Source organism: Flavobacterium bomense (genome assembly GCF_003970355.1).
Map to the genome: position 1 here is coordinate 1 of NZ_RYDJ01000265.1, position 1,064 is coordinate 1,064.

At 36.3% G+C, this 1,064-nt stretch carries 1 protein-coding gene; it reads right to left on the minus strand.

Annotation, left to right across the window (positions count from 1 at the left end; all coding sequences use genetic code 11):
* Positions 1-86: 86 nt before the first annotated feature.
* Positions 87-956 (minus strand): transglutaminase family protein, encoded by an 870-nt coding sequence (locus EKL98_RS17195; protein ID WP_126563256.1) that lies wholly within the window; start codon positions 954-956, stop codon positions 87-89.
* Positions 957-1,064 lie beyond the last annotated feature (108 nt).

Genomic DNA, 1,064 nt, shown 5'->3' on the forward strand with positions numbered 1-1,064 from the left:
GAATGTTGGCAGTTTCCAAATCTATTACAGAAGCTTTTCTAGGCGTTAAAAGTGGGATTTTTTTGATGGGAAATATTTTATAAAATTTAAATCAAAGGTATAACATCCACTTCAACTTTCACCTTATGATCGCCAGAACTAAAAATAATTCCTTTCATCGGCGACACATCGGCAAAATCTCTTCCGTAGGCCGTAACAATATGGCGTTGTTGCGGAATCATATTATTGGTAGGGTCAAATTCGCACCAGCCCATCTCTGGAATGTAAACCGATATCCAAGCGTGTGAAGCGTCGGAACCTTCTAGTTTTATTTTTCCGTTTGGTGGCAAAGTTTCGATATAGCCGCTTACATATTTTGCGGGAATACCAACACTTCGTAAACTGGCAATTGCTAAATGGGAAAAATCTTGGCAAACACCTTTTCGCTCTTTAAGCACCGTTTTTAGTGGTGTATTGACATTGGTTGCACCCGATTTAAACTGAAATTCGGTGTATATTTTTTTGATTAAATCCCAAACGGCTTCAAAAAGGGACACATTAGGAAGCAAACAAGTTTCGGCAAAAGCCACAATTTCTTCATCCCAACTAATGTATTGACTCGGCAATTGGTATTGCAAAACTTCGGTTTTGAGGGCTATGTCGGTTTTAAATTTTTCTCTGGCTTCCTCACAAGTAATAGTGTTAAAAAGTTGTACAGCATTGTTAAGCACTTCAACCTCACTCGAAACAATAACTTTTAGTGACTTATGCGATTCGTGAAGCGAAAAATAATGTTGAATGTTTCCAAAATAATCCGTGCGAGAATATATTTTTGCAGGTTTTGGCTCTATCTCTAATTTGAAATTATGGCATATTTGTTTGGCAGAATTTCGAGGTTGAAGGCACAGAATACTTTGGTAATTATGTACTGAATTTACGTACGTATAAAGAGTTTGATGTCTTAATTTATATTTCATCGGAGTCGTTGTTTTCTATGGTGTCTAAAACGGAATGTTGCATCACAGAATGGTTGAAATACAAACTCGATAAATTGTTGGAAACATTGCAAATTAATTCAAAAACTT

Bases quoted from the DNA above. Each gene is read 5' to 3' on its own strand.
- EKL98_RS17195 (WP_126563256.1), bottom strand. From the start codon at position 956: ATGAAATATAAATTAAGACATCAAACTCTTTATACGTACGTAAATTCA.